This window comes from Pseudomonas sp. HT11, assembly GCF_044875395.1.
In the GTDB taxonomy this organism is placed as follows: Bacteria; Pseudomonadota; Gammaproteobacteria; order Pseudomonadales; family Pseudomonadaceae; genus Aquipseudomonas.
In genome coordinates this window covers 5364561-5388856 of record NZ_CP173217.1, presented here as the reverse complement: position 1 = coordinate 5388856, position 24296 = coordinate 5364561, and the positions used below count along the sequence as shown (strand labels likewise).

20 protein-coding genes and 2 tRNA genes are annotated in these 24296 nt (G+C 58.1%); 17 read left to right on the top strand and 5 right to left on the bottom strand.

Annotated elements, in window-relative coordinates; all coding sequences use genetic code 11:
• The first annotated feature begins 19 nt into the window (after positions 1-19).
• Complete coding sequence (locus ABWL43_RS24925; protein WP_106579259.1) at positions 20-424, top strand: MFS transporter; 405 nt, start codon at positions 20-22, stop codon at positions 422-424.
• Between the two features lie 8 nt (positions 425-432).
• On the opposite strand, the gene ABWL43_RS24920 is transcribed toward ABWL43_RS24925, so the two are convergent.
• On the bottom strand, positions 433-741 hold the full coding sequence (locus tag ABWL43_RS24920) for a YhbY family RNA-binding protein (RefSeq protein WP_106579258.1): 309 nt from the start codon (positions 739-741) through the stop codon (positions 433-435).
• Positions 742-847: 106 nt separating this feature from the next.
• Here ABWL43_RS24920 and rlmE point away from each other — a divergent pair, with 106 nt between their 5' ends.
• The 16 genes from rlmE (at position 848) to ABWL43_RS24840 (ending at position 17072) form a co-directional block, all read left to right on the top strand.
• On the top strand, positions 848-1498 hold the full coding sequence (gene rlmE, locus ABWL43_RS24915) for a 23S rRNA (uridine(2552)-2'-O)-methyltransferase RlmE (RefSeq protein WP_065892263.1): 651 nt from the start codon (positions 848-850) through the stop codon (positions 1496-1498).
• A 200-nt stretch (positions 1499-1698) separates the two neighbouring features.
• The gene (gene ftsH / locus ABWL43_RS24910) at positions 1699-3609 is read left to right on the top strand and encodes an ATP-dependent zinc metalloprotease FtsH (RefSeq protein WP_106579257.1); all 1911 of its coding nucleotides are present in this window, start codon (positions 1699-1701) and stop codon (positions 3607-3609) included.
• Between the two features lie 8 nt (positions 3610-3617).
• Positions 3618-4469, top strand: a complete 852-nt coding sequence (gene folP, locus ABWL43_RS24905) for a dihydropteroate synthase (RefSeq protein WP_404485040.1) — start codon at positions 3618-3620, stop codon at positions 4467-4469.
• Positions 4470-4485: 16 nt separating this feature from the next.
• Positions 4486-5823, top strand: coding sequence for a phosphoglucosamine mutase (gene glmM / locus ABWL43_RS24900; protein ID WP_145162150.1), 1338 nt, complete (start codon positions 4486-4488; stop codon positions 5821-5823).
• A 66-nt stretch (positions 5824-5889) separates the two neighbouring features.
• On the top strand, positions 5890-6645 hold the full coding sequence (gene tpiA / locus ABWL43_RS24895; RefSeq protein WP_003194193.1) for a triose-phosphate isomerase: 756 nt from the start codon (positions 5890-5892) through the stop codon (positions 6643-6645).
• A 4-nt stretch (positions 6646-6649) separates the two neighbouring features.
• Positions 6650-7033 (top strand): preprotein translocase subunit SecG, encoded by a 384-nt coding sequence (secG, locus tag ABWL43_RS24890; RefSeq protein ID WP_010206600.1) that lies wholly within the window; start codon positions 6650-6652, stop codon positions 7031-7033.
• Between the two features lie 22 nt (positions 7034-7055).
• Positions 7056-7141: transfer RNA gene (locus ABWL43_RS24885), tRNA-Leu, on the top strand.
• Between the two features lie 97 nt (positions 7142-7238).
• Positions 7239-7315 (top strand) — tRNA-Met (locus tag ABWL43_RS24880).
• A gap of 140 nt (positions 7316-7455) precedes the next feature.
• Positions 7456-7914 (top strand): ribosome maturation factor RimP, encoded by a 459-nt coding sequence (gene rimP, locus ABWL43_RS24875; RefSeq protein ID WP_003235029.1) that lies wholly within the window; start codon positions 7456-7458, stop codon positions 7912-7914.
• Between the two features lie 47 nt (positions 7915-7961).
• Positions 7962-9443, top strand: coding sequence for a transcription termination factor NusA (gene nusA / locus ABWL43_RS24870; RefSeq protein WP_008057419.1), 1482 nt, complete (start codon positions 7962-7964; stop codon positions 9441-9443).
• A gap of 27 nt (positions 9444-9470) precedes the next feature.
• A complete protein-coding gene (gene infB, locus ABWL43_RS24865; protein ID WP_145162144.1) occupies positions 9471-11996 on the top strand; it encodes a translation initiation factor IF-2 in 2526 nt (841 codons plus the stop codon).
• 159 nt (positions 11997-12155) lie between these two features.
• A complete protein-coding gene (gene rbfA, locus ABWL43_RS24860) occupies positions 12156-12551 on the top strand; it encodes a 30S ribosome-binding factor RbfA (protein WP_016973761.1) in 396 nt (131 codons plus the stop codon).
• A gap of 3 nt (positions 12552-12554) precedes the next feature.
• The gene (gene truB / locus ABWL43_RS24855; RefSeq protein ID WP_106579253.1) at positions 12555-13472 is read left to right on the top strand and encodes a tRNA pseudouridine(55) synthase TruB; all 918 of its coding nucleotides are present in this window, start codon (positions 12555-12557) and stop codon (positions 13470-13472) included.
• A gap of 115 nt (positions 13473-13587) precedes the next feature.
• Complete coding sequence (gene rpsO / locus ABWL43_RS24850) at positions 13588-13857, top strand: 30S ribosomal protein S15 (RefSeq protein WP_003176135.1); 270 nt, start codon at positions 13588-13590, stop codon at positions 13855-13857.
• Positions 13858-14051: 194 nt separating this feature from the next.
• The gene (gene pnp, locus ABWL43_RS24845) at positions 14052-16157 is read left to right on the top strand and encodes a polyribonucleotide nucleotidyltransferase (protein ID WP_119741048.1); all 2106 of its coding nucleotides are present in this window, start codon (positions 14052-14054) and stop codon (positions 16155-16157) included.
• A 294-nt stretch (positions 16158-16451) separates the two neighbouring features.
• Entirely contained in the window at positions 16452-17072 is a 621-nt protein-coding gene (locus tag ABWL43_RS24840) for a BON domain-containing protein (protein WP_119741050.1), read from the top strand.
• Positions 17073-17360: 288 nt separating this feature from the next.
• Here the strand turns inward: ABWL43_RS24840 and ABWL43_RS24835 are convergent, their stop codons facing one another.
• The 4 genes from ABWL43_RS24835 to acs all read right to left on the bottom strand — a co-directional run bounded on the left by ABWL43_RS24835 (position 17361) and on the right by acs (position 24276).
• A complete protein-coding gene (locus tag ABWL43_RS24835; protein WP_404485030.1) occupies positions 17361-20294 on the bottom strand; it encodes a DUF748 domain-containing protein in 2934 nt (977 codons plus the stop codon).
• Positions 20295-20381: 87 nt separating this feature from the next.
• Complete coding sequence (locus ABWL43_RS24830; RefSeq protein ID WP_404485028.1) at positions 20382-21398, bottom strand: class I SAM-dependent rRNA methyltransferase; 1017 nt, start codon at positions 21396-21398, stop codon at positions 20382-20384.
• 54 nt (positions 21399-21452) lie between these two features.
• Complete coding sequence (locus tag ABWL43_RS24825) at positions 21453-22322, bottom strand: oxygenase MpaB family protein (protein ID WP_404485026.1); 870 nt, start codon at positions 22320-22322, stop codon at positions 21453-21455.
• 16 nt (positions 22323-22338) lie between these two features.
• Positions 22339-24276: an acetate--CoA ligase gene (gene acs / locus ABWL43_RS24820; protein WP_404485023.1), complete on the bottom strand. Its 1938-nt coding sequence runs from the start codon at positions 24274-24276 to the stop codon at positions 22339-22341.
• Positions 24277-24296 lie beyond the last annotated feature (20 nt).

The following is a 24296-nucleotide window of genomic DNA, read 5'->3' as shown; positions in this document are numbered from 1 at the left end:
CCCGCTTCGTGCGGGCGCCATGCTTTGGCAGCTTGCCCAGATGCTTTGGGTGGGCGGCGTGTGGTTGTTACACATTGGTTTACTGCCGACGCTGGGCCTGATTGGCCTGGCGCCGTTGCTGATCGATGAAATCGACGGATTGCTCAGCGCGCTGCTGGTAGGTTTTGCGGCGGCGTGCGTGACGCTCCAGGTGCTGGTGCTGATCAAGGCCGAGGGCTTGGGGAGTTTGTGGCGGGATATTCGCGGCCAACTGCTGTTGATGGCGCTGTACGCATGCGCAATGTTTTGCGTGGTGCATACGTGGCTGCCGGAAGCGTTGCGCTGGCAGCTATTCAGCTATCTTGTGCTAGGGTTCTCCGGCTTGGTGCTGGTTTTACAACCGGCGCCAGGATGGAGTGGCGGGGCGCGCGAAGCACGCCCGTGACCCTTTTGTTACTTGAAGCGGTGTACGTTCGACAGTTGCTTGTTGACGCTGAAGTTCTTGCGATACAGCAGCGCCATCTTACCGATGACCTGAACCAGATCCGCTTTGCCGACCTTGCACAGTTCTGCAACAGCGGCCAAACGCGCTTCGCGGTCAAGGATGTTGACCTTGATCTTGATCAGTTCGTGATCGCCCAATGCGCGTTCAAGTTCGGCTAACACACCTTCAGTCAAACCGTTGTCTGCCACAATCAGAACTGGTTTCAGATGGTGGCCAATGGATTTGTACTGTTTCTTCTGCTCTTGAGTGAGCGGCATAATCTGACCCCTGCGTCTGATCTTGTAAAAAGCGGCGGCCAGTTTACCCGAGCGAGTCCGGGACCGCCCAGTTAATCACGACCCGTTTTATTTTTCGAGGTGGCCCGTGGCCCGTTCCAAAACTAGCCTTAAGTGGCTGCAAGAGCATTTCAACGATCCTTACGTCAAAAAGGCGCAAAAGGACGGGTACCGTTCGCGGGCCAGCTACAAGCTCCTTGAGATCCAGGACAAGGACAAATTGATTCGCCCCGGCATGAGCGTTATTGATCTTGGCGCGGCCCCTGGTGGCTGGTCCCAAGTGACCAGTCGTCTGATTGGTGGGCAGGGCCGCTTGATCGCTTCCGACATCCTGGAAATGGACAGCATCCCGGATGTGACCTTTGTTCACGGTGACTTCACCCAGGACACCGTGCTCGCAGAGATCCTCGAGGCAGTGGGAAATTCGCAGGTAGACCTTGTGATTTCCGACATGGCCCCCAATATGAGTGGATTACCGGCCGTCGATATGCCGCGCGCAATGTTCCTGTGTGAACTGGCGCTGGATTTGGCGGGTCGGGTGTTGCGTCCGGGTGGTGATTTTCTGGTGAAAGTCTTCCAGGGTGAAGGTTTTGACGAGTACCACAAGAACATCCGCAAGTTGTTCGACAAGGTGCAAACGCGCAAGCCAGACTCTTCTCGGGACAGGTCTCGAGAGCAATACCTGCTGTGCCGCGGCTTCCGCGGTGTTGAAGGTGCGGCGAGTGAAGAGCGTTTTTGAGGAATTCGAGGAAGGCGATAGGTTTTTTTATATCGCTTTCGTCACGAAGCTTTACGAATATTGTGTAGTCAAAGTTTCACAAAGGGTTACAGACGGCGCCTGCCAGAGTTGTAGGTAATGTAGTAAGTTAGGCCGGTGAATATCATGCGAAGCGCGCGCCAGTAGCGGAGCTTGCTTCAGAGGGTAGTTAATTGAACGATATGGCAAAGAATCTGATCCTGTGGTTGATCATCGCGGCAGTCCTGGTGACGGTGATGAACAACTTCTCCAGCCCTAACGAGCCGCAGACCCTCAACTATTCCGACTTCATCCAGCAAGTTAAGGATGGCAAGGTCGAGCGCGTAGCGGTTGATGGCTACGTGATCACCGGCAAACGCAACGATGGCGACAGCTTCAAGACCATTCGTCCGGCTATCCAGGACAATGGTCTGATCGGCGACCTGGTAGATAACCACGTGGTCGTTGAGGGCAAGCAGCCTGAGCAGCAGAGCATCTGGACTCAACTCCTGGTGGCCAGCTTCCCGATCCTGGTGATTATCGCCGTGTTCATGTTCTTCATGCGCCAGATGCAAGGTGGTGCGGGAGGCAAGGGCGGGCCGATGAGCTTCGGCAAGAGCAAGGCGCGCCTGCTCTCCGAGGATCAGGTCAAGACCACCCTGGCTGACGTTGCAGGTTGCGACGAAGCCAAGGAAGAGGTCGGTGAGCTGGTCGAGTTTCTGCGCGATCCGGGCAAGTTCCAACGCCTGGGCGGCCGTATTCCACGCGGCGTACTGATGGTTGGTCCTCCGGGTACCGGTAAAACCTTGCTGGCCAAGGCGATTGCCGGCGAAGCCAAAGTGCCGTTCTTCACCATTTCCGGTTCTGACTTCGTCGAAATGTTTGTTGGTGTGGGTGCCAGCCGTGTTCGCGATATGTTCGAACAGGCCAAGAAGCACGCACCGTGCATCATCTTCATCGATGAAATCGACGCTGTTGGTCGCCATCGTGGTGCTGGCATGGGCGGCGGTCACGATGAGCGTGAGCAGACCCTCAACCAGTTGCTGGTGGAGATGGACGGCTTCGAAATGAATGACGGCATCATCGTCATTGCTGCGACTAACCGTCCTGACGTACTGGACCCTGCACTGCTGCGTCCAGGTCGTTTTGACCGTCAGGTTGTGGTTGGCCTGCCGGATATCCGCGGTCGCGAACAGATTCTGAAAGTGCACATGCGCAAAGTGCCGATGGGCGACGATGTTGCGCCGGCCGTGATTGCTCGTGGTACGCCAGGCTTCTCGGGTGCAGACCTTGCCAACCTGGTGAACGAGGCTTCGTTGTTCGCAGCCCGTACCGGTAAACGCATCGTTGAAATGAAAGAGTTCGAGCTGGCAAAAGACAAAATCATGATGGGCGCCGAGCGCAAATCCATGGTCATGTCCGAAAAAGAGAAGCAGAACACCGCTTATCACGAAGCCGGTCACGCCATTGTGGGTCGTGTTGTGCCTGAGCATGACCCGGTCTACAAAGTGTCGATCATCCCTCGTGGTCGCGCGCTGGGTGTCACCATGTTCCTGCCGGAAGAGGATCGTTACAGCCTCTCCAAGCGAGCGCTGATCAGCCAGATCTGCTCGCTGTACGGTGGCCGGATTGCTGAAGAAATGACCTTGGGCTTTGACGGTGTGACCACCGGTGCCTCCAACGACATCATGCGTGCCAGCCAGATTGCACGAAACATGGTGACCAAGTGGGGCTTGTCGGAAAAACTCGGTCCATTGATGTATGCCGAGGAAGATGGCGAAGTGTTCCTGGGGCGTGGCGGCGGCGGTCAAAGCGCCAGCTTCTCCGGTGAGACGGCCAAGCTGATCGACTCCGAGGTGCGCAGCATCATTGACCAGTGCTACGGCACTGCCAAGCAGATCCTGACTGACAACCGCGACAAGCTGGATGCCATGGCTGATGCGCTGATGAAGTACGAGACCATTGACGCCGACCAGATCGACGACATCATGGCCGGTCGTACGCCTCGTGAGCCTCGCGACTGGGAAGGCGGTTCAGGCACCTCTGGCACCCCGCCAGTGGTTCAGAACGAACGCCCTGAAACCCCGATCGGTGGCCCTGCGGCTGACCACTAAGGTTTGAAATGACTTCTGCGTCGTCCTCCACCCGGTTGCCTTGCGGCAACCGGGTTCTTGATTTGGCCCATACACACGTCATGGGCATTCTTAATGTAACCCCTGATTCCTTTTCCGACGGCGGCCGTTTCAGTCAGCAGGACGCCGCGTTGCGTCACGCCGAGGCTATGGTGCTGGCGGGGGCAACGTTGATTGATGTTGGTGGCGAATCGACTCGTCCGGGAGCACGTGTTGTTTCTCCCTTGGAGGAGCTGGAGCGCGTCGCGCCGATAGTTGAGCGTATCGCCCGCGAGCTTGATGTGATCATCTCGGTTGATACATCTACGCCGGCGGTAATGCGTGAAACGGCGCGCCTGGGTGCGGGCCTGATCAACGATGTGCGCTCCCTGCAGCGAGACGGTGCCCTGGATGCTGCGGCGGCAACCGGTCTGCCGGTGTGCCTGATGCATATGCTGGGGGAGCCTGGCAACATGCAAGACAGCCCGCACTACGACGACCTGGTAGGTGAAGTGAGTGGGTTTCTCGCCGAACGAATCGCTCAGTGCGCCACAGCGGGAATCGCTGCCGAAAAGATCATCCTTGATCCCGGTTTTGGGTTTGCCAAGACACTCCAGCACAATTTGAGTCTCTTTAAGCATATGGAAGCCCTGCATGCCCTTGGTCGGCCCTTGTTGGTCGGTGTTTCGCGCAAGAGCATGATAGGGCTGGCCTTGAATCGCCCGGTGGGCGAGCGGCTGTACGGCGGACTGGCGCTTGCTGCGCTTGCCATGACCAAAGGTGCGCGAATTTTGCGCGTGCATGATGTCGCCGAGACAGTCGATGTGGTGCGTATGATTGCCGCTGTAGAATCAGCCGAATAAGAATGACGGAGCACTTATGACTAAAAAATATTTTGGCACCGACGGTATTCGCGGTCGGGTCGGCGAATTTCCGATTACTCCTGATTTCATGCTCAAGCTGGGCTGGGCGGCAGGCATGGCGTTCCGCAGCATGGGCGCTTGCCGCATTCTGGTGGGCAAGGACACCCGTATTTCGGGTTATATGTTCGAATCGGCGCTGGAGGCAGGTTTGTCCGCCGCCGGTGCTGATGTGATGCTGTTGGGGCCAATGCCTACGCCTGCAATCGCTTACCTGACGCGTACCTTTCACGCTGAAGCCGGGATCGTGATCAGTGCGTCGCACAATCCCCACGATGACAACGGCATCAAGTTCTTCTCGGGCCAGGGCACCAAGTTGCCGGACGAGATCGAGTTGATGATTGAAGAGCTGCTGGATGCACCGATGACGGTGGTTGAGTCCAGCAAGCTGGGCAAGGTGTCGCGTATCAACGACGCATCAGGCCGTTATATCGAATTTTGCAAAAGCAGCGTTCCGAGCAGTACCAATTTTGCCGGGCTGAAGATCGTTGTCGACTGCGCCCATGGTGCGACCTATAAGGTGGCTCCGAGTGTATTCAAAGAGCTGGGTGCGGACGTGACGGTGCTTTCGGCGCAACCGAACGGCTTGAACATCAATGAAAATTGCGGTTCCACCCACATGGGGCAGTTGCAGGCGGCCGTTCTGGCTGAGCATGCCGACCTGGGCATCGCCTTTGATGGCGATGGCGACCGTGTGTTGATGGTGGATCACACCGGTACCGTGGTTGATGGCGATGACCTGCTGTTTATCATTGCTCGCGACCTGCATGAGCGTAACAAGCTGCAAGGTGGTGTCGTCGGCACATTGATGAGCAATCTTGGGCTTGAGCTCGCTCTGGCGGAACTGGGTATTCCGTTCGTACGCGCTAACGTCGGTGACCGATATGTGATCGCCGAGCTGCTGGAGCGTAACTGGCAGGTGGGGGGTGAAAACTCCGGGCATGTTGTCTGCTTCCAGCACACCACCACGGGCGATGCCATCATTGCTGCTCTGCAAGTGTTGTTGTCGTTGCGTCGCCGTGAAGAGAGCTTGGCTCAGGCGCGACAGGCGCTGCGTAAGTGCCCGCAAGTTCTGCTCAATGTGCGTTTTGCCGGTGGCGAAAACCCGATCGAGCACCCTGCTGTCAAAGACGCGTGCGAGCGCGTAACCCTGGCAATGGCGGGGCGTGGACGGGTGCTGTTGCGCAAGTCCGGCACAGAGCCTCTGGTGCGCGTCATGGTCGAAGGCGAAGACGAAACACAGGTTCGCGGCCATGCCGAAGACCTGGCAAAACTGGTAACTGAAATTTGCGCCTGAATTCGGCTTGCCAGTGATGATGTGGTTGGGTAACATCTGCGCCCACTTTGACCGACGAGGTACAGCATGCGTCGCACTATGGTAGCTGGTAACTGGAAGATGCACGGTACCCGCGCCAGTGTCGCTGAGCTGATCAATGGCCTTCGTCACTTGGCCTTGCCTAGCGGTGTTGATGTTGCGGTTTTCCCGCCTTGCTTGCATATCAACCAGGTTGTTGATGGCTTGAAAGGTAAGTCGATTCAGGTCGGCGCGCAGAATTCTGCGGTGGAGCCCATGCAAGGTGCGTTGACCGGCGAGATTTCGCCGAGTCAGCTGGTAGATGCGGGTTGTTCCTATGTGCTTGTCGGGCACTCCGAGCGCCGTCAGATGATGGGCGAGCGTGATGGGACACTCAACCGCAAGTTCGCAGCGGCACAGGCTTGTGGCTTGATTCCAGTGTTGTGCATAGGGGAGACCCTGGAGCAACGTGAATCGGGCAAGACTCTTGAAGTTGTCTCGCGTCAGCTGGGCAGCATCATCGAGGAGCTGGGTGTTGGTGCATTTGCAAAGGCAGTCATTGCTTACGAGCCGGTCTGGGCCATTGGCACCGGACTGACTGCTACGCCGCAACAGGCGCAGGATGTGCACGCAGCCATCCGCGCTCAGTTGGCGGCAGAGAATTCTGAAGTCGCGCAAGGTGTGCGGCTTCTATACGGCGGCAGCGTGAAGGCGGCCAATGCGGTCGAACTGTTCGGCATGCCGGATATCGATGGGGGGCTCATTGGTGGAGCTTCCCTGAATGCAGATGAGTTCGGTGCGATCTGTCGCGCCGCGGGAAACTGAAAAAATGCTGGAAACAGTCGTAGTCGTTTTTCATCTGTTGGCTGCCCTGGGCGTAGTTGCCCTGGTTTTGTTGCAACAGGGTAAAGGTGCGGATGCTGGTGCGTCTTTCGGTGCAGGTGCTTCAAATACTGTGTTCGGAAGCCAAGGTTCCTCTACCTTTCTTAGTAAGTTTACTGCTATACTTGCCGCCGGTTTCTTCATAACCAGCTTGGGGTTAGGTTACTTTGCTAAAGAGAAAGCTCATGTGCTGACTCAAGTAGGTCTCCCAAACCCGGCAGTGTTGGAAGTACCAAAAGCAAAACCGGCTTCTGATGATGTCCCGGTGCTTCAAGAGCAAAAGTCGGCTACTCCAGCGACTGACGTACCTCCAGCTCAAGAGCAGAAGTAAGAAGGGTTGTAAACGCTGTATTGCCGAGGTGGTGGAATTGGTAGACACGCAACCTTGAGGTGGTTGTGCCCATAGGGTGTAGGGGTTCGAGTCCCCTTCTCGGTACCAATTATCAGGAGAGCCCGCTGTTGCGGGCTTTCTTGTAGGTGGAAGGTTACATTGACCCTGTAAGGGATCGGTCGTATACTTCCGCCCCCAGCTTTGTCGCGGGGTGGAGCAGTCTGGTAGCTCGTCGGGCTCATAACCCGAAGGTCGTCGGTTCAAATCCGGCCCCCGCAACCAGTTTTAGCGGAGCCCCTTTTAAGGGGCTTTTTGTTAGCTGGACACTTTCAACGCCGCTGTTCGACGGCGTTTCAAGGATGGGCGTTTCGCCCATTTTTTTATTTTGCACAGCATGCACATACATGCACGAGGGGGTTCAGGTGTCGAGCAAGCTAGAAGAGTTGCAGGCCTTGTTGGCCCCGGTGGTCGTGGCCCTAGGCTATGAATGCTGGGGTATTGAGTTTTCGGCTCAAGGTCGCCACTCAATGTTGCGCGTTTATATCGATAAAGAGGGCGGCGTGCTGGTGGACGATTGTGCCATTGTCAGCCGTCAGATCAGCGGTGTCCTGGATGTTGAAGATCCGATTTCCGTTGAATACACCCTCGAAGTTTCCTCGCCAGGCATGGAACGCCCACTGTTCACTATTGATCAGTTTGCAAAATTTGCCGGTGAACAAGTGAAGATCAAGCTGCGCTCTCCCTTTGAAGGGCGACGCAACTTTCAGGGCCTTCTGCGCGGTGTAGAAGAACAGGATGTCGTGGTGCAGGTAGAAGACCATGAATTCCTGTTGCCGATCGATATGATCGACAAGGCCAACATTATTCCCAGTTTTGACTGAGACGCGGATCCCGCGGATCCAATGGCTTGCGAAAGGCGAGGCGTACGATGAGCAAAGAAGTACTGCTGGTTGTTGAGTCGGTATCCAATGAAAAGGGCGTACCGGCAAACGTGATTTTTGAAGCGCTGGAGCTGGCCCTGGCCACTGCTACCAAAAAGCGTTTTGAAGACGAAGTTGATCTGCGTGTGGAAATCAACCGCCACACCGGTGCCTATGAGACTTTCCGTCGCTGGACGGTCGTCGAAGAAGCCGATCTTGATGATCCGGCCATCGAAACCTGGCCAAGCAAGGTTGCCGAAACGCACCCTGGCGCCAAGGTCGGTGATGTCGTCGAAGAAAAGATCGAGTCGATCGAATTCGGCCGTATTGCTGCACAGACCGCCAAGCAGGTCATCGTGCAGAAGGTTCGCGAAGCTGAGCGCGCTCAAGTCGTTGATGCTTATCGCGAGCGCCTGGGTGAAATCATCTCCGGTACCGTGAAAAAAGTTACCCGCGACAACGTGATCGTTGACCTGGGCAACAACGCTGAAGCGTTGCTGGCCCGCGAAGACATCATCTCTCGCGAAACCTTCCGTGTCGGCGTGCGTCTGCGTGCGCTGCTCAAGGAAATCCGCACCGAGAACCGCGGCCCTCAGTTGATCCTGTCGCGTACCGCGCCGGAAATGCTGATCGAGCTGTTCCGTATCGAAGTGCCGGAAATTGCCGAAGGCCTGATCGAAGTCATGGCTGCGTCCCGCGACCCGGGTTCGCGCGCCAAGATCGCGGTCCGCTCCAAGGACAAACGCATCGACCCACAGGGCGCTTGCATTGGTATGCGCGGTTCGCGCGTCCAGGCAGTGTCGGGCGAGTTGGGCGGCGAGCGTGTGGACATCGTCCTGTGGGACGATAACCCGGCGCAGTTCGTAATTAACGCCATGTCGCCGGCTGAAGTGGCGGCAATTATCGTTGACGAAGATGCCCATGCAATGGACATCGCCGTTGGCGCAGATAATCTGGCTCAGGCCATTGGTCGTGGTGGTCAGAACGTGCGTCTGGCCAGCCAACTGACCGGCTGGACCCTGAACGTGATGACCGAATCGGACATCCAGGCTAAGCAGCAAGCTGAAACCGGTGACATCCTGCGCAACTTCATCGACGAGCTGGAAGTCGACGAAGACCTGGCGCAGGTGCTGGTAGATGAAGGCTTCACCAGCCTGGAAGAGATTGCCTACGTACCGTTGGAAGAAATGCTCAACATCGACGGCTTTGACGAAGACACCGTCAACGAGCTTCGCGCTCGGGCCAAGGATCGTTTGTTGACTAAAGCCATCGCTACTGAGGAAAAGCTGGCAGACGCCCATCCGGCCGAAGACCTGCTCTCGCTTGAGGGTATGGACAAGGATTTGGCGATGGAACTGGCGGTGCGCGGCGTAATTACCCGCGAAGACCTGGCCGAGCAGTCTATTGACGATCTGCTCGACATCGACGGCATTGACGATGATCGTGCCGGCAAGTTGATCATGGCCGCCCGAGCCCATTGGTTCGAGTAACTAGGCGCGGCCTGAGGAGAGAAGTGCATGACGCAAGTCACGGTGAAACAACTGGCCGATGAGGTCAAAACACCGGTAGAGCGCCTGTTGCAGCAGATGCGTGAGGCAGGTCTGCCGCACACCGCCGCCGATGAAGGTGTGAGCGACAGTGAGAAGCAGTCTTTGCTGACTCACTTGAAGAGCAGCCACAAGGCGAAAGTGGAAGAACCGCGCAAGATTACATTGCAGCGCAAAACCACCAGCACCCTGCGTGTTGCTGGTAGCAAGAGCATCAGCGTTGAAGTACGCAAGAAGAAAGTCTTCGTACAGCGCAGCCCGGAAGAAATCGAAGCCGAGCGCAAACGCGAACTGGATGAACGTCGCGCAGTAGAAAATGCTGCTCGTCAGAAGGCTGAAGAAGAAGCCAAGCGTCGCGCCGAAGAAGAAGCGCGCCGCCAGCCTGCTGCTGCGCAACCTGCTGGTACTGACGCGGTCGCCGCTCCTGCAGCGCCTGTTGAAGCTGTGCGTGAGGCTGCTCCGGTTGCCGCTGCACCTGCTCCTGCAGCAGACGCTCGCAAGCGCGACGAGCCTCGTCGTCCGGACAAACCACGTGCCGACGATAACAATCGTCGCGGTGGTGGTGGCGATGGCGAGCGTAAAAACGCTCCACATCGTGCCTCGGTCAAAGAGAAAGCGCCTGCTCCACGCGTTGCCCCACGTACTACCGACGAAGAAAGCGATGGCTTCCGTCGTGGTGGTCGCGGCAAGGCCAAGCTGAAAAAGCGCAACGCCCACGGTTTCCAGAGCCCAACCGGCCCTGTCGTGCGTGATGTGCAGATCGGCGAGACCATCACAGTTGGCGACCTCGCCAATCAGATGTCGGTCAAGGCTGCTGAAATCATCAAGTTCATGTTCAAACTGGGTACGCCGGCGACCATCAACCAGGTACTGGACCAGGAAACTGCCCAACTGGTTGCTGAAGAGCTGGGCCACAAAGTGACCCTGGTCAGCGACACCGCCCTGGAAGATTCCCTGGCCGAGTCCCTGAAGTTTGAAGGTGAGTCGTTCTCCCGTGCGCCAGTTGTGACCGTAATGGGCCACGTTGACCACGGTAAGACCTCGCTGCTCGACTACATCCGTCGTGCCAAGGTAGCTGCTGGCGAAGCCGGCGGTATCACCCAGCACATTGGTGCATACCACGTTGAAACCGAACGCGGCATGGTCACTTTCCTCGACACCCCTGGTCACGCCGCGTTTACCGCAATGCGTGCCCGTGGTGCCAAGGCGACTGACATCGTAATTCTGGTGGTTGCAGCGGACGACGGCGTGATGCCGCAGACCATTGAAGCTGTCCAGCACGCCAAGGCCGCTGGTGTTCCACTGGTTGTTGCCGTGAACAAAATCGACAAGCCGGGCGCCGATCTCGATCGCATCCGTAGCGAACTGTCGGTTCACGGCGTGACGTCCGAAGAGTGGGGCGGTGATACGCCGTTCGTTTCGGTCTCGGCAAAAGTCGGTACCGGTGTAGACGAACTGCTCGAAGCGGTCCTGCTGCAAGCTGAAGTACTCGAACTGAAAGCAACGCCATCGGCCCCGGGTCGCGGTGTTGTGGTTGAATCGCGTCTCGACAAAGGTCGTGGCCCGGTTGCAACCGTTCTGGTTCAAGACGGTACGCTGCGCCAAGGCGACATGGTACTGGTTGGTTCGAACTACGGCCGTGTACGTGCCATGCTCGACGAGAACGGCAAGCCAATCAAGGAAGCCGGTCCTTCCATCCCTGTCGAGATTCTCGGCCTGGACGGTACCCCGGACGCTGGCGACGAGATGAGCGTAGTAGCCGACGAGAAGAAAGCCCGTGAAGTGGCTCTGTTCCGTCAAGGCAAGTTCCGCGAAGTCAAACTGGCCCGTGCTCACGCCGGCAAGCTGGAAAATATCTTCGAAAACATGGGCCAGGCAGAGAAGAAGACGCTTAACATCGTCCTCAAATCTGACGTCCGTGGTTCCCTCGAAGCGTTGAACGGCGCCTTGAACGGCCTGGGTAACGACGAAGTGCAAGTGCGCGTTGTCGGTGGCGGTGTCGGTGGTATCACCGAGTCCGACGCCAACCTGGCACTGGCTTCCAACGCTGTACTGTTCGGCTTCAACGTGCGTGCCGATGCTGGCGCTCGCAAGATCGTCGAGCAGGAAGGCCTGGACATGCGTTACTACAACGTCATCTACGACATCATCGAAGACGTCAAGAAAGCCCTTACCGGTATGCTTGGCAGCGACGTTCGGGAGAATATCCTGGGTGTTGCCGAGGTGCGTGACGTGTTCCGCTCGCCGAAATTCGGCGCGATCGCCGGTTGCATGGTTATCGAAGGTGTTGTGCACCGTAACCGTCCAATCCGTGTACTGCGTGAAGACATCGTTATCTTCGAAGGCGAGCTGGAATCCCTGCGCCGCTTCAAGGATGACGCTTCCGAAGTGCGTGCCGGCATGGAATGCGGTATCGGCGTCAAGAGCTACAACGACGTCAAAGCTGGCGACAAGATCGAAGTCTACGAGAAGGTTCAGGTTGCTCGCAGCCTCTAACTCGCGCACTTCCGGAGCCACGCGACGCGTGGGCATGCACATGCCCCGCGCAGCGTACGGACTCTAAACGCAACGCCCGGTCTGGCTTTTGTCAGGCCGGGCGTTTGCCGCTTTCAGACCCCACGGGTTTCACCGTGTGGCAGTAACAGGTAACAAGACATGGCAAAAGAATACAGCCGTACCCAGCGTATCGGCGATCAGATGCAGCGCGAGCTGGCCCAACTGATCCGTCGCGAAGTCAAAGACCCACGCGTTGGCTTGGTCACCATCACCGCCGTTGAAGTGAGCCGCGACGTAGGTCACGCGAAGATCTTCATCACCGTGATGGGCCAGGACAGCAGCGAAGAAATCGCGCAAAGCATCAAGGTGCTCAACTCGGCTGCAGGTTTCCTGCGCATGCAGTTGGCCCGCGAAATGAAGCTGCGCAGCGTGCCTCAGTTGCACTTCCACTACGACGAAAGCGTCGTGCGTGGTGCGCACCTGTCGGCGCTGATCGAGCGCGCCGTGGCTGAAGACAGTCAGCACCCATCCACACCTGAAGACGCCAAGGAGTAAGCGGTGGCTCAGGTCAAACGTATCCGTCGCAACGTCAGCGGCATTATTCTGCTCGACAAGCCCATTGGCTTTACCTCCAATGCTGCCTTGCAGAAAGTTCGCTGGCTGCTCAATGCCGAGAAGGCCGGGCATACCGGCAGTCTCGACCCCCTGGCCACCGGCGTGCTGCCGTTGTGCTTTGGTGAGGCGACCAAGTTCTCGCAATACCTGCTCGATTCCGACAAGGGTTACGAAACCCTGATGCAACTGGGCAAGACCACCACCACGGCCGATGCTGAAGGTGATGTTCTGCAGGTTCGCGACGTGACCGTTGGTCGTGCTGATATTGAGGCTGCTTTACCCGGTTTTCGTGGGCAAATCAGTCAGATACCGCCGATGTACTCGGCCCTCAAGCGTGATGGCCAGCCTCTGTACAAGCTGGCACGTGCGGGCGAAGTAGTGGAGCGCGAACCGCGTTCTGTTACTATTGCGCGCTTGGAATTGCTCGCCCATGAAGGCGACACTGCCCGCTTGGCCGTGGACTGCAGCAAAGGCACCTATATCCGTACCCTGGTGGAAGATATTGGTGAAAAGCTCGGTTGCGGCGCGTACGTTGCAGAACTGCGACGCACCCAGGCCGGTCCTTTCAGCCTGGCCCAGACGGTCACGCTGGAAGAGTTGGAAGCAGTACACGCCGAAGGCGGCAATGAAGCAGTTGATCGCTTCCTGATGCCATCGGACAGCGGTTTGCTGGATTGGCCATTGCTGCACTTCTCGGAGCACAGCGCGTTCTACTGGCTCAACGGCCAGCCGGTACGTGCCCCGGACGCTCCGAAGTTCGGTATGGTGCGGGTACAGGATCATAACGGTCGCTTCATCGGTATCGGTGAAGTGAGCGAAGACGGGCGCATCGCGCCGCGTCGACTGATTCGGTCAGAATGACCGAACGAGTGTGGCTGTTAACAGGCACGGTCAACACTCATTTTTAGATACAGGGATTTGTCCCTGGCCTGTTGAGATCACCCTTTGGGTGGTTTCCTGAAAAAAGGATTGCCTCATGGCTCTCGACGTTCAAGAAAAAGCACAAATCGTAGCTGACTATCAGCAAGCTGTTGGTGACACTGGTTCGCCAGAAGTGCAAGTTGCACTGCTGACCCACAACATCAACAAGCTGCAAGGTCACTTCAAGGCCAACGGTAAAGATCACCACTCCCGTCGTGGTCTGATCCGCATGGTAAACCAGCGCCGTAAGCTGCTGGACTACCTGAAAGGCAAGGATCTGGGTCGTTATCAGGCTCTGATCGGTCGCCTGGGTCTGCGTCGCTAATCAGCGATTGCGCTAGAGGTTGGTTGTCTGCCGTGTGTCAGTGGGATTCCCGCTGGCCCATGGCAGGCTTCCAGCCTCAAGTTTTATCTGGATACACGTTTTACCCTGGACGAGCGTCGGGCCGATTCCCGGCATTGCCCAAGAATTTCGCAAGAAGACAAGTTCCCCAAGAGCCACAAAGAAGGTAGGACACCGTGAACCCGGTTATCAAAAAATTCCAGTTCGGTCAGTCGACCGTTACCCTCGAGACAGGCCGTATCGCCCGTCAAGCCTCCGGCGCAGTGCTGGTCACCGTTGACGACGACGTCACCGTATTGGTGACCGTTGTTGGCGCCAAGACCGCTGACCCAAGCAAAGGCTTCTTCCCTCTTTCCGTTCACTACCAGGAAAAGACTTACGCTGCCGGTAAGATCCCTGGCGGTTTCTTCAAGCGCGAAGGCCGTCCTTCCGAAAAAGAAACCCTGACTTCCCGACTGATCGACCGTCCGATCCGTCCGCTGTTCCCAGAAGGCTTCATGAACGAAGTGCAGGTTGTCTGCACCGTCGTTTCCACCAGCAAGAAGACCGATCCGGACATCGCTGCGATGATCGGTACTTCGGCTGCCCTGGCCATCTCCGGTATTCCTTTCGATGGCCCGATCGGCGCAGCTCGCGTTGCTTTCCACGAAAGCACCGGCTACCTGCTGAACCCGACTTACGAACAACAGAAAGCGTCGAGCCTGGACATGGTCGTTGCCGGTACGTCGGAAGCCGTGTTGATGGTTGAATCGGAAGCCAAAGAGCTGACCGAAGACCAGATGCTGGGCGCGGTATTGTTTGCTCACGACGAGTTCCAGGTTGTGATCAACGCTGTTAAAGAACTGGCTGCCGAAGCTGCCAAGCCGACTTGGACCTGGGCTCCACAGGCTGAAGCGACTGAACTGCTGGGTGCGATCCGCTCCGAGTTCGGCGCTGCAATCTCCGACGCCTACACCATCACCGTCAAGGCCGACCGCTACGCTCGCCTGGGCGAGCTGAAGGAGCAGGTTGTGGCCAAGCTGTCCGGCGAAGAAGGCCAGCCTTCTTCCAGCGACGTCAAAGCTGCCTTCGGTGAAATCGAATACCGCACCGTTCGCGAAAACATCGTTAACGGCAAGCCGCGTATCGATGGTCGCGACACGCGCACCGTACGTCCGCTGAACATCGAAGTCGGCGTTCTGCCGAAGACTCACGGTTCTGCTCTGTTCACCCGTGGTGAAACCCAGGCTCTGGTTGTTGCAACACTGGGTACCGCCCGTGACGCACAGCTGCTGGACACCCTGGAAGGCGAGAAAAAAGACCCGTTCATGCTGCACTACAACTTCCCTCCGTTCTCGGTAGGTGAGTGTGGTCGCATGGGTGGCGCTGGTCGTCGCGAAATCGGTCACGGCCGTCTGGCCCGTCGTTCGATTGCAGCCATGCTGCCTGCCGCCGACGTTTTCCCGTACACCATTCGTGTTGTGTCGGAAATCACCGAGTCCAACGGTTCCAGCTCCATGGCTTCGGTCTGCGGCGCTTCCCTGGCGCTGATGGACGCTGGTGTGCCGATGAAGGCACCGGTTGCTGGTATCGCCATGGGCCTGGTTAAAGAAGGCGAGAAGTTCGCCATCCTGACCGACATCCTGGGCGACGAAGACCACCTGGGCGACATGGACTTCAAAGTAGCCGGTACCGCTAAAGGTGTTACCGCGCTGCAGATGGACATCAAGATCAAGGGCATCACCGAAGAGATCATGGAAATCGCTCTGGGCCAAGCCCTGGAAGCGCGCCTGAACATCCTCGGCCAGATGAACCAGATCATTGGTCAGTCGCGTACCGAGCTGTCGGAAAATGCTCCGACCATGATCGCGATGAAAATCGACACCGACAAAATCCGTGATGTTATCGGTAAAGGCGGCGCGACCATTCGTGCGATCTGTGAAGAGACCAAGGCTTCGATCGACATCGAAGACGATGGCTCGATCAAGATCTTCGGCGAAACCAAAGAAGCTGCAGAAGCTGCACGTCAGCGCGTTCTGGGTATCACCGCAGAAGCCGAGATCGGCAAGATCTACGTCGGTAAAGTTGAGCGCATCGTCGACTTCGGCGCATTCGTCAACATCCTGCCGGGCAAAGACGGTCTGGTGCACATCTCCATGCTGAGCGACGCTCGTGTTGAGAAAGTGACCGACATTCTGAAAGAAGGTCAGGAAGTGGAAGTGCTGGTACTGGACGTGGACAACCGCGGCCGTATCAAGCTGTCCATCAAGGACGTAGCAGCAGCCAAGGCTTCGGGCGTTTAATTACCCCGGCCTCACGCTGAAAAAAAGGACTCTTCGGAGTCCTTTTTTTATGCGCTTAGGAAAATGCCGATAAATCAGAAGCTTAGTAAATCCCAAAAGCCGCAACTTGCATGCAAGGACGGCCTTCTTCATGCAAGTTGCACGATTCCGAAAATTGGTCATTTTTATAAGTTATTGTTTTATAAGGATTTAATTCGAAAATCTAACTTGGCACACTGCCTGCAATAATCCTGGTAACGCTGCAGCATCAAGGTTTACCCACTGCAGACTTTCAATAAAACAGGAGTTACTCGTATGAAGAAGTTCGCTCTCGCTACTGCTACCGCTCTGACCCTGGCCATGGGTGCTAACGTGGCCTTTGCTCAGACTTCCCAAGCTCCAATGACCATGGCTGCTGGCGAAGTGACCAAAGCCAAAGAATCCACTTCGGATACTTGGATCACCACCAAAGTCAAAGCTGACCTGCTGACCGAGAAAGGCATTCCTGGTTCGGACATCAAGGTTGAAACCAACAAAGGTGTGGTTTCCCTGTCGTCGACCGTAGCGATCTCTGATTCGCAGAAAGCCACTGCAGTAGCAATCACCAAGCGCATCAAAGGTGTGACCGCTGTTTCTGCTGACGGCCTGCTGGCAGGCGGCGCAACTAAAGCCGACAACGTCGACAAAACCAAAGGCGCAGCAGCTGACGCCAAGGGCGCCACTTCCGATACCTGGATCACCACCAAAGTGAAAGCTGACCTGGTAACCGAGAAAGGCATTCCTGGCACCGACATCAAAGTCGAAACCAACAAAGGCGTAGTTTCTCTGTCCTCTTCGGTCGCTGTGACTGAAGCACAGAAAACCACCGCGGTGAATATCGCCAAGAAAATCAAAGGCGTTAAAGCTGTATCGGCCGATGGCCTGAAAGCAGAGTAACGCTTAACTGTTCGTCTGAACTGAATAGCGGCGGCTTAGGGTGAGTTAGATATCCACCCAAGGCACCTCTGGAGTTCATGCGACCGACCACACGGATGTGGTCATTACAGGCCCCGGCACTTGTGTCGGGGCCTGTTCTATTCTGGGCGCAAACAAAACCCCAGGCCGAGCACAAACAAATGTGGGAGCTGGCTTGCCTGCGATAGCATCACCTCGATTCAACTGAATGACCGAGGTGTCTGCATCGCCGGCAAGCCAGCTCCCACATTTGGATGGGTGTCTCAGGTGTTACTCAGCATCCAGATGCATTGGGGTTACCACCCGGCCATCCTTCTCCGCCTGCCCCAGGTTGGCATCGATGAAGTACACCCGGTCATCTTCCAGTTGGCCCTTGTCCACCAGGTAATCCTTGATGGCACTGGCTCGGTCTTGCCCCAGTTGACGCAGCAGTACATCACTGGCGCCCCAGAACTTGATCAGCCCGTCACGCAGCTTCGCGGTGCGTTCATCGCTGCTCAGGTCTTTCCACTCGGCCGGCGGTTGTTGTTTCAGACGGGTGCGGTAGATGCCTTCCAGCAACGGCGCTTTTTCCTTCTCGGGGACGACCAGCAGCGAAGCCTGGGCCGGAACCTTATCGCCACGGCGCTGCAGTATCTTGTAGTAGTTGTATTGATATTCACGTTCCAGTCGCTCGGCAGCGAGCAAGGGACCGTCACTGCTGGCAGCCGCCGTGCCTTCGATTTCAAGGCGCAGGGTAGGGCGCTCTTTGAGTGCCTTGGCCAGGGTATTCAGCGCGCCTTGAGCGTCTTTGTTCAATTCGCTGGAGCCTGGGGTGAACGACACATTGCCCAAGTCTTCCGAGCCTCCACCCGTGACCAGCCCACCGATGAACTTGAACGGCGCCGTCGCCGCGCGCACCACCAGGTTACGCAGGGTTTGCCAGACAATCGGCATCACGCTGAATTGCGGGTTGTTCAGGTCGCCGGTGACCGGCAGTTCGATGGAGATCTTGCCGTCGGAGTCCTTGAGCAGGGCGATGGCCAGGCGAATCGGCAAATCCACGGCGTCGGCGCTGTCGACTTTCTCACCCAGTTGCAGTTGCTCAACCACCACCTTGTTTTCAGCCTTCAACTGGCCTTTGGTGATCACATAATGCAGGTCCAGGTTGAGCCGGCCCTTGCGGATGCGGAAACCGGCGAACTTGCCGGAATACGGCGTCAACGTGGTCAACTCGACGCGTTTGAAGCTGGTGGCGATATCCAGCGCCGCCATCGGATCAAACGGGTTCACGCTGCCTTTGATGGTCACTGGCGCATAGCGATCCACCTTGCCCTTGATGTCGACGCTGGCCGGTTTGGCTTGGCGACTGTCAATGGTGCCGATCTGCCCGTTGAGCTGTTGAATGGCCGTGGCAAAGTTGGGCGTAAGGCTGAAGTCGGCAAAGTTGGCCGAGCCGTCATTGATCGCGATCTGCCCTATATGGATGCCCAGCGGCTTGTCTTTACTGGCCGCCGGCTTGGCTGCCGATTTGGCGCCACTGTCGGCCGGCTGCGGGATCAACAGGTCATCGATGTTGGTGGTGCGGTCATCATTGATCATGAAGCGCGCGTACGGTTGCAGCAGGTTGACCTTGTCGATCGACAGGCTGTCGCCGTGTTGATAATTGACATCTTCGAGCACCAGGCGCTGCCATTTGAGGAAGTCGCGGGTCTTGAGCGTGTCCAGGGTGTGCAATTGGTCGACCTGAGCGCGGCCGGTGACCTGAAGCGCCAAAGGCTCGGTGCTCTTGAGGTTCACATCCAGGTTGCTGCCCAACATGCCGCTGCGCAGTTCCAGCCGAATGAACGGGCTGATATAGGACTGAGCAACCCGCAGGTCGATGTCCTGGGTATTCACTTTGAGTTTGGCGCTGACCGGGTTGAGATTGACCTCGCCGGTTGCCTGGATCTTGCCTTGTTTACCCAGGCCGGAGTCGACCTTCAAGGTAAACGGGCTTTGGTTGAGGCTGTCGAAGTTCTGCACATCGACGTTCAAGGGGCCCAGTTCCAGCGCTACCGCAGGTTTGGCCTGACGGTCGGCCAGGTGCACCTGATAGTTACGCAGCTGCACATCCTTGAGCATTACTTGCCAGGGCTTGCCAGGCGCGGCCGGTTCAGCCTTTGGCGAGTCGGCCGTTGCCGGCGCATTGGCGGGCTCGGGCGCCTTGGCCGGTTTGCTCGGTTGGCTGGCGAACAGTTTTTGCCAATCCAGTTGCCCATCGGCTTCGCGGGCGGCCCAGGTTTCCAGCTTGTTGCTGCGAATCTTGCCGACCACCACGTGCTGCTTGGCCAGGTCCACCGTGGTGTCACTGACGTCCAAGCGTTCCAGGCGCACCAATGGGCGGCCATCGGGCGCCTTGATAGCAAATGGCGCAATGCTGGCGGCGGTGTTGGTCAGGTTCAGTTCGGTTTCTTTGGCCAGGCTGAATGTGTAGTTGGTGCTGAAATTCAGCACACCGTCTTCCAGCACGAGCGGCAAGGCATCACGAACATACGGCCACCAGGCCTTCATCTTGCCGTCGGTGACTTTCAGCGTGCCCTTGGAGGTGATCGGCACCAGGCTGAAATTGCCTTTCCAGTCGATTTGCCCACCCTCCGGGCCGGCGGCCACCAGCGTCATGTCGGCGTTGTCTTCCGGCAAGGTGCTGAGGTTTTTGAGTTCAAAGTCGAGTTTGTCGTAGAGGAATTCGATCGGTTCGCTGGGACGCAGGTCTCGAAAATGCACATAGCCGCCCGCTAGCTTGATGCTGTCGATGCGCAGCGGGAATGGCTTGGCGTCGGGATCGGCCGGGGTCGGCTCGCTCGGCGGCAGCTTGAACAACTGCGCCAGGTTCAGTTGGCCGGATTTGTCGAACAGCAGCTCGGTCTTGGGGTGGTCGAGTTGCACATCGGCCAGGTGCAGGGCGCGAGTCCAGAGGCTGTCGATCTGCAGGTTGGCGTAGAGACGCTCGAAACCCACTTGCTCTTTGCCCGGTTCGCCGATTTTCAAGCCCCAGGCTGTCACTTCCAGGCTGAACGGATTGAGTTCGATACGCTCGATGCGTGCCGGCACCGTGGCGTAATGGGCCAGCTGTTGATTGGCAATACGAAGGGCGATGCCCGGCAAAATCAGAAAACCCAGCAAGCTGTAAAGAGCCAGGGCGGTCAACAAGGCGCCAGCGGCGCGGATCAATCCTTTGGGCATGAGTGACGCCATCTATGTCGAACAGGAGTGCCTTGGAGTATGGCACGGGATTTCGGTTCCGAAGCACCGGGCCGCTTGGGAAAAGTACTACAGCTGCAGGATGAGGGTTTTCAACGGTGGCTGCAGGTCCTGGGAAGGGAAGTCGGCACCCGGTGTCATGATTTGCCAGTCGCGTATCGGGCGACCGGCTTTCTCAGCGCAGCGCAGCACCTGTTCGCGCCAGTCATCCATGCTGACTTTCGCCAAATTGTTGCAGCAGATCAGCACGCCATTGTCGGCCGTCGCGAGCAGCGCAGGCTTGAGCAGGCTTTGGTAGTCACGCAACAGGTCAACGGTGCCAAAGGCGCTCTTGGCCCATGCCGGTGGGTCGAGCAATACCAGGTCATATTGGCGCTGGTCCAAGCGTGGATAGCTCGGCAGTTTCTGCCCGCGACGTTGAGTGATCGGCAAGCCCGCCAGTTGGCGAATCGCCGGGAAGTAGTCGGACTGCACGAATTGCATGGTTGGCAATTGTGGGTTGAGCAGGCCGTTTTCGCGACCGACTGCCAGGTTGCCCTCGGCGAAGTCCAGGTTGCACACCTCACGCGCGCGACCGGCCGCCGCGCTCAGGCCGACGCCGCAGGTGTAGGCGAACAGGTTGAGCACGCTCTTGCCGGCGCTGTGCGCCTTGACCCAGCCGCGGGTGTTGCGCAGGTCCAGGAACAGCAGCGGGTCTTGCCCGGCATGGCGCCCACGCACACGATAATTGAGGCCCCATTCATGGCCCACCAGGTCTACCAGCGCGGCAGGCTCGGCGCGGTACACCGTGTCTTCACGGTCGATCCGCGAGTTGCCACGGGAGCGGTCGTTGTAGACCAGCAGCAATTCCAGGCCCATGAACTGGTTGATCAGCTGGTGCAGGTCCAAAAGGTCGGCTGTTTCCAGGGATTGGTGGAAACTCTGCACCAGCAACTGTGGGCCGTAACGGTCGATAGTCAGGCCGCCGGCACCTTCCTGGCTGCCATGAAACAAGCGGTAGCAGTCAGTGCCTTGGGCATGCAACTCGTGGATCAGGTCTTGGCGGTAATCGAGGGCGGCGCGCAGCGCCTGATTCAAGGAAGTCATGGAGCGCGCCTTGCTGTAAATGGGGCGCGGAGTTTAACAGCTATAGGCGCCGGCCTACATCAACCCCATCCGCCGATGGGCACGCTGCACCGAGCCATTGCGCATCGCCCAGCGCAGCAACGGCGCACTGCGCTTGACCCCGGCGCGGATCATTTGCCGTTGCAGCGGGCTTTGGTGTTGCTCGAGCAGGCTGCTCGCCCAGTCGGGCAGCAAGTCGATCCCGGCCTGCATCATCAGCGCACCAAAAGGTTTGGCCAGCGTGCTGGGTGAGGGTGCATTGAGCAGCAGACGCAACACCTCGCGGCTGCGCTCGTCGCACAGCAGTTGCGGACGAATGCGCGCCAGGTAATCCGAAATTTCCTGCCGTGAACGCGGAACATGCCGCGCGCCCAGGCGTTCGGCCACCAACGCGATTTCACTGTAGTAGCGGTCCTGATCCCGACCCGAAAGGCGCGGGTTGCAGTAACGCAGGTGGGCCGCGAGGAAGTTGCTGACCTCCGCCACATGCACCCACGTCAGCAACGCCGGATCGCTGGCCGCGTAAGGTCGCCCGTCCGGGGCGTGCCCCGTCACTTGCAGGTGAATGGTGCGCACTTTTTCGATCAGCCATTCGGCGTCTTTGCGCGAGCCGAACGTGGTCCCGGAAATGAACTGCGAGGTGCGCCGCAAACGCCCGAGCATGTCCTGGCGAAAATTCGAGTGGTCCCACACACCCGCCAGGGCCAACGGGTGCAAGGCTTGCAGCATCAAGGCGCTGATCCCACCAATCAGCATGCTGCTGAAATCGCCATGGACTTGCCAACTGACCGAGTCCGGCCCGAACAGGCCTGGATCGCCCTTGGGGTTTTCCAGGTCCAGCTGGCCCAGCGACAGGCCGGTGAGGCTCATCAGCTGGGTTTCGATACGGCTGCGGATAAATTCCATGGCGACTCGAGGGTTCCTAGCGGTTCAGGCGTTTGTCGATCAGGCCATCCACGACGCTGGGGTCGGCCAGGGTCGAGGTGTCACCCAGGCTGTCCAGTTCGTTGCAGGCGATTTTGCGCAGAATCCGCCGCATGATCTTGCCGGAGCGGGTTTTCGGCAAGGCCGGCGCCCATTGGATCAGTTCCGGTTTGGCAAAGCTGCCGATTTCCTTGCTGACCAGCTCAAGCAGGTTTTTCTTCAACGCATCGCTGGGTTCAACGCCATTCATGGGCGTGACGAAGGCATAAATTCCCTGGCCTTTGACGTCGTGGGGATAGCCCACCACCGCAGCCTCGGCCACTCGGTCATGCAGCACCAGCGCGCTTTCCACCTCGGCAGTGCCGATGCGGTGGCCGGACACGTTGATCACATCGTCGATGCGCCCGGTGATCCAGTAGTCGCCGTCTTCATCGCGGCGTGCGCCGTCGCCCGTGAAGTAGTAGCCAGGGTAGGGTTTGAAATAGGTGTCGATCATACGCTGCGGGTCGCCGTAGACGCTGCGAATCTGCCCAGGCCAACTGGCCTTGATCGCCAGCACGCCACTGCCGGCGCCGTTGATTGGCTTGCCTTGCTCATCCAACAGCACCGGCTGCACGCCAAACATTGGCCGGGTTGCGCAGCCGGGCTTGATCCGCTGGGCGCTGACCAGGGGGCTGAGCATGATGCCGCCGGTTTCGGTCTGCCACCACGTATCGACAATTGGGCAGCGTTGTTCACCGACGGCGTTGAAGTACCAGTCCCAGGCTTCGGGGTTGATCGGCTCGCCGACACTGCCCAGCAGGCGCAGGCTGGCGCGGGAGGTATTCTCCAGTGGCCCATGACCCTCACGCATCAGGGCGCGCAGGGCGGTGGGCGCGGTGTAGAAGATGTTCACCTGATGTTTGTCGATCACTTGCCAGAAGCGCGAGCTGTCCGGGTAGCTCGGCACGCCTTCGAACATCAGCGAGGTGGCGCCATTGGCCAGCGGACCGTACACGATGTAGCTGTGGCCGGTCACCCAACCCACGTCGGCGGTGCACCAGAACACTTCGCCGTCGCGGTAATCGAGCACGTACTTGAAGGTCATCGCCGCTTGCAGCAGGTAGCCGCCGGTGGTGTGCAGCACGCCTTTGGGTTTGCCGGTGCTGCCGGAGGTGTAGAGGATGAACAGCGGGTCTTCGGCGTCCATGGGCTCGGGCGGGCAGTCGTCGCTGGCGGCATCCAGCGCTTGCTGGTACTTGAGGTCGCGGCCTTCGTGCCAGGCAAGGTCAGCGCCGGTGCGCTCCACCACCAGCACTGTGCTGACGTTCGGGCAGCTGGCCAGGGCCTTGTCGACATTCTTTTTCAGCGCCACCGGTTTACCGCCGCGCACGCCTTCATCGGCGGTGATCACGGTGCGGCAGTCGGCGTCGAGAATACGGTCACGCAGGGCGTCCGGTGAGAACCCGCCAAAAACCACCGAGTGCACCGCGCCAATGCGTGTGCAGGCCAGCATTGCGTAGGCGGCTTCCGGGATCATTGGCATGTAGATGCACACGCGGTCGCCTTTTTTCACGCCACGGCTTTTCAACACATTGGCCAGGCGGCTGACGTTTTGATGGAGCTGGCGGTAAGTGATTTTTGCAGACCGTGTCGGATCATCGCCTTCCCAGATGAAGGCAGGCTGGTCGGCGCGTTGCGCCAGATGACGGTCGATGCAGTTGTAGCTGACGTTCAGTTGGCCGCCGGCAAACCATTGGGCGGCGCCGGTGTGAATGTCTGAATGCTGGACGGTGTGCCAGGGTTTGATCCAGTCGAGAAAGCTGTTGGCCTGTTCTGCCCAAAAAGTGTCGGGTTGCTCGATGGATTGGCGATAGAGGCGCTGGTAGTCGGCTTGACTGAGCTGCGCGGCCTGGCGGACGGCATCGGCGTTGGGGAATGTGCTGATATCGAACATGAGCGGTCCTTATTCTTGTT